Source organism: Streptomyces sp. T39 (assembly GCF_008042045.1).
Taxonomy (GTDB): domain Bacteria; phylum Actinomycetota; class Actinomycetes; order Streptomycetales; family Streptomycetaceae; genus Streptomyces.
In genome coordinates, this window is the sequence record NZ_RDBP01000052.1 from 1 (window position 1) to 4661 (window position 4661).

A 4661-nucleotide genomic window follows, 5' to 3' on the forward strand; every position below is an offset into this window, starting at 1 on the left:
GCTCGAAGCGCCGGGCCAGCTCATAGCCGGAACCCGGCTTCTCCAGCAGGGAGACGAGGATCGCGTGCTCGAGCGCCATGCCGCGATCCTGCTATGCAACTCGTTGCATAGACAAGCCCGGTCCCGGCCCTGAGACACGCTTCACACGCCGACGCCCCGCCACGCCCGGCGCACCCCGTGCCCCGGCCGCCGTGGCGGGGCGTCGGCGTGTGAAGCGTGTCTCAGGGCCGGGACCGGGCTTGTCTATGCAACGAGTTGCATAGCAGGATCGCGGCATGGCGCTCGAGCACGCGATCCTCGTCTCCCTGCTGGAGAAGCCGGGTTCCGGCTATGAGCTGGCCCGGCGCTTCGAGCGGTCCATCGGCTACTTCTGGACCGCCACCCACCAGCAGATCTACCGCGTCCTCAAGCGCATGACCGCGGACGGCTGGGTCGACGTGCTGGACGTGCCGCAGCAGGGGCGGCCGGACAAGAAGGAGTACTCGGTGTCGCCGGCCGGCCGGTCGGCCCTCGCGGCCTGGCTGCACGCGCCGATCGAGCCCGAGAGCGTGCGCCACGAGATCGCCGTCAAGATCCGGGGCGCCGCGTTCGACGACCCGGCCGGCCTGATCGGCGAGGTCGAACGCCACCGCCGGATGCACGAGGACCAGCTCGCCCACTATCTCGCGGGTCAGGCACGCGACTTCCCGCCCGCCGCCCCGGACGACAGTCCCGGCGCTGCGGCGGACGATCCCGGCGCTGCGGCACCGGACCCCGGCCGGGAACTCCAGCACGCCGTGCTGCGCGGCGGCATCGCCTACGAACGGATGATGGTCGGCTGGCTCGACGACGTCCTGGACACCCTGCGCCGGCTCGGGCCCCGCGGCTGAGGTGCGCCGGCACCCCCTCGACTCTCCCCCCGACTCTCCCCGACGTTCCCCGACCACGACCGACTCCGTCCGGAAGGCGCCCGCACCCATGAGCGACCCCCTGCTGTTCAACCCCCGCACCTACGACCCGGCCCACTTCGATCCGGAGACCCGCAGGCTGCTGCGCGCGACGGTCGACTGGTTCGAGAGCCGCGGCAAGAGGCGTCTGATCGAGGACTACCGCACCCGCGCATGGCTGGGCGACTTCCTCGCCTTCGCGGCCCGCGAAGGACTGTTCGCGACCTTCCTCACCCCCGGGTCCGAGGCATCCGGCGACCCGGACAAGCGCTGGGACACCGCCAGGATCGCCGCCCTCAACGAGATCCTCGGCTTCTACGGCCTCGACTACTGGTACGCGTGGCAGGTCACCGTCCTCGGTCTGGGACCGGTCTGGCAGAGCGACAACGCCGCCGCCCGTACCCGCGCGGCCGAACTGCTCTCCCAGGGCGAGGTGTTCGCCTTCGGACTGTCGGAGAAGGCCCACGGGGCCGACATCTACTCGACCGACATGCTGCTGGAGCCCGACGGCGACGGCGGCTTCCGGGCGAACGGCGCCAAGTACTACATCGGCAACGGCAACAAGGCCGGACTGGTGTCGGTCTTCGGCCGCCGCACCGACGTGGAGGGCCCCGACGGCTACGTCTTCTTCGCCGCCGACAGCCGGCACGACGCCTATCACCTGGTCAAGAACGTCGTCGACTCCTCCAAGTACGTGAGCGAGTTCCGCCTGGAGGACTACCCGGTCGCCCCCGAGGACGTGCTGCACACCGGGCGCGCCGCCTTCGACGCCGCGCTGAACACGGTCAACGTCGGCAAGTTCAACCTCTGCACCGCCTCCATCGGCATCTGCGAGCACGCGATGTACGAGGCGGTCACCCACGCCCACAACCGGATCCTCTACGGCCGCCCCGTCACCGCCTTCCCGCACGTGCGGCGCGAGCTGACGGACGCCTATGTGCGACTCGCCGGCATGAAGCTCTTCAGCGACCGCGCCGTGGACTACTTCCGCACGGCGGGACCGGACGACCGGCGCTACCTGCTCTTCAACCCGATGACGAAGATGAAGGTGACGACCGAGGGCGAGAAGGTCGTCGACCTCCTCTGGGACGTCATCGCCGCCAAGGGCTTCGAGAAGGACACCTACTTCGGCCAGGCCGCCGTCGAGATCCGCGGCCTGCCGAAGCTGGAGGGCACGGTCCACGTCAACCTGGCGCTGATCCTCAAGTTCCTGCGCAACCACCTGCTGGACCCCGCGGAGTTCCCCCCGGTGCCGACCCGCCACGACGCCGCCGACGACGGCTTCCTCTTCCGCCAGGGGCCCGCCCGCGGCCTGGGGTCCGTCCGGTTCCACGACTGGCGCCCCGCCTTCGACGCCCACAAGCACCTGCCCAACGTGGCCCGCTTCCGCGAGCAGGCGGACGCCCTGTGCGAGTTCGTCCGCACGGCCGCCCCCGGCGAGGAGCAGAGCAGGGACCTCGACCTGCTGCTGGCCGTGGGCCAGCTGTTCGCCCTGGTGGTCCACGGGCAGCTCGTCCTGGAGCAGGCGAGCGCGACGGGCACCGACGAGGACGTGCTCGACGAGCTGTTCGCCGTGCTGGTCCGCGACTTCTCGGCGTACGCCGTCGAACTGCACGGCAAGGACTCCGCCACCGAGGCGCAGCAGACCTGGGCACTCGGCGCGGTCCGCCGCCCGGTCGTCGACGAGGCCCGCTCGGCGCGCGTCTGGGCGCGGGTCGAGTCGCTCTCGGGCACGTACGAGATGGCGCCGTAGCGGCTTCCTGACCGCCCGGGGTGCCGCTCGCGCAGGCGGCGGGGCGGGGAACGACGGCGCCGGGTGCCTCTCCTGCCGGCAGGAGAGGCACCCGGCGCGTGGTCCGGTCCGGATCAGCCGAGCCGGGCGGCCCCGGTGTCCCCGGAGCCCGCTCCGGCCTCCCGCGGCTCGGTGCCGGCGGCCGCCGGGACCGCGACGGAGGCACCCTCGGACGGTCCCGCGACGGAGGCACCGGCGGCCGCCTCCTCCTCCGCGAGGCGCTCCATGCCGCTCGTCGTCTTCAGCGGCTTCTCCTTGATGAACACCACCGCGACCAGTGCCAGCAGCGCGAACGGCGTCGCGACCAGGAACAGGTCCGCGGTGGCCACGCCGTATGCGTGCTCCACGACGGCGCGCACCGGCTCGGGCAGGGTCTGCACGTTCGGGACGCTGCCGTGGCCGGCGGCCCCGCCGCCCGCGGTGGCCGTCCCGCTCTCCTCGAAGCCCTTGGTCATCTCGCTGGCGACCCGGTTGGCCAGGATCGCGCCGAGCACGCTGGTGCCGACGGTCCCGCCCATGCTGCGGAAGAACGAGAGCACGGAGGTCGCCGCCCCGAGCTCCGCCGCGGGGACGTCGTTCTGCGCGGCCAGCACGAGGTTCTGCATCAGCAGACCGACGCCGATGCCGAGCACGGCCATGTACAGGCTCAGCAGCCCGAAGCCGGTGCCGGCGTCGATGGTGGAGAGCAGGGCGAGACCGGCGGTCATCACGACCGCGCCGGCGACCAGGTACACCTTCCACCTGCCGGTCGCGCTGATGATCTGCCCGGCGATCGTGGAGGAGACCAGCAGGCCCAGGATCATCGGAAGGCTCATCAGGCCCGCCACGGTCGGCGACTTGCCGAGGGACACCTGGAAGTACTGGGACAGGAAGACCGTGCCGCCGAACATGGCCACGCCGACCAGCAGGCTCGCGACGGTGGTGAGGGTGACGGTGCGGTTGCGGAAGATCGTGAGCGGGATGATCGGTTCCGGTACCCGGGACTCGACGTAGACCGCGGCGGCCAGCAGCAGCACACCGCCGCCGGTGAGCACGGCGGTCTGCCAGGAGGCCCAGTCGAAGCTGTTGCCGGCCAGCGACACCCAGATCAGCAGCGCGCAGACACCGGCGACCAGCAGGAACGCGCCCAGGTAGTCGATCTTCGCGTCGCGGCGGCGGACGGTGGGCAGCTTCAGCGTGCGCTGGAGCAGCACGATGGCCAGCAGCGCGAACGGCACACCGATGAAGAAGCACCAGCGCCAGCCGAGCCACGAGGTGTCCACCATGACACCGCCGATCAGCGGCCCGGCCACGGTGCCCACGGCGAAGACGGCGCCGAAGATGCCGGCGTACTTGCCGAGCCGGCGGGGCGGGATCACGGCGGCCATGACGACCTGCGCCAGGGCGGTCAGACCGCCGGCGCCGATGCCCTGGACGACGCGGCTGAAGATCAGCAGACCGACGCCGTGGGAGAAGCCGGCCAGCAGGGACCCGACGACGAACATGCCGAGGGAGAGCTGGAGCAGCAGCTTCTTGTTGTACAGGTCCGACAGTTTGCCCCAGAGCGGCACGGTGGCCGTCATGGCGAGCAGTTCGGAGACGACGACCCAGGTGTAGGCCGACTGGCTGGCCCCCAGGTCGGCGATGATCCGGGGCAGCGCGTTGGCCACCACCGTGCCGGCCAGGATGGCGACGAACATGCCGGCCATCAGGCCCGACATGGCCTGGAGTATCTGGCGTTCGGTCATGGACGTGGGTGGCGCCTCGGCGGGCACCGGTGTTGCGGTCACGACATCTCTCTCGATCGGTCGGTGGCTGTCGGTCAGGGGTGTCCGGGGCGCGGGTGAATGCTTGAGGCAACCACCGGCTCCCGGGGCCGCAGGGCCGCCCACCGGGCCTCGGTCCGAGGCGGCCGAGGCCGACCGGGGGGTCCGAGGAGGACAGGGGGTCCCGCGGGGGTGGTC

Annotated in this window: 3 protein-coding genes and 1 pseudogene; 2 read left to right on the forward strand and 2 right to left on the reverse strand. The window is 71.4% G+C overall.

The window, feature by feature from the left end; all coding sequences use genetic code 11:
- Nucleotides 1–79, reverse strand: a pseudogene (locus tag EAO77_RS40600) (PadR family transcriptional regulator); the annotation flags it as partial.
- 196 nt (nucleotides 80–275) lie between these two features.
- Here EAO77_RS40600 and EAO77_RS31715 point away from each other — a divergent pair.
- Together EAO77_RS31715 and EAO77_RS31720 are read left to right on the forward strand one after the other, a co-directional pair.
- Entirely contained in the window at nucleotides 276–869 is a 594-nt protein-coding gene (locus tag EAO77_RS31715; RefSeq protein WP_147991783.1) for a PadR family transcriptional regulator, read from the forward strand.
- 88 nt (nucleotides 870–957) lie between these two features.
- Nucleotides 958–2679 (forward strand): acyl-CoA dehydrogenase family protein, encoded by a 1722-nt coding sequence (locus tag EAO77_RS31720; RefSeq protein ID WP_147991784.1) that lies wholly within the window; start codon nucleotides 958–960, stop codon nucleotides 2677–2679.
- 113 nt (nucleotides 2680–2792) lie between these two features.
- Here EAO77_RS31720 and EAO77_RS31725 read toward each other — a convergent pair whose 3' ends face one another.
- Nucleotides 2793–4445, reverse strand: a complete 1653-nt coding sequence (locus tag EAO77_RS31725) for an MDR family MFS transporter (RefSeq protein WP_187283505.1) — start codon at nucleotides 4443–4445, stop codon at nucleotides 2793–2795.
- Between the last annotated feature and the right edge of the window lie 216 nt (nucleotides 4446–4661).

Bases quoted from the DNA above. Each gene is read 5' to 3' on its own strand.
- EAO77_RS31725 (WP_187283505.1), bottom strand. From the start codon at position 4,445: ATGACCGAACGCCAGATACTCCAGGCCATGTCGGGCCTGATGGCCGGC.
- EAO77_RS31715 (WP_147991783.1), top strand. From the start codon at position 276: ATGGCGCTCGAGCACGCGATCCTCGTCTCCCTGCTGGAGAAGCCGGGT.
- EAO77_RS31720 (WP_147991784.1), top strand. From the start codon at position 958: ATGAGCGACCCCCTGCTGTTCAACCCCCGCACCTACGACCCGGCCCAC.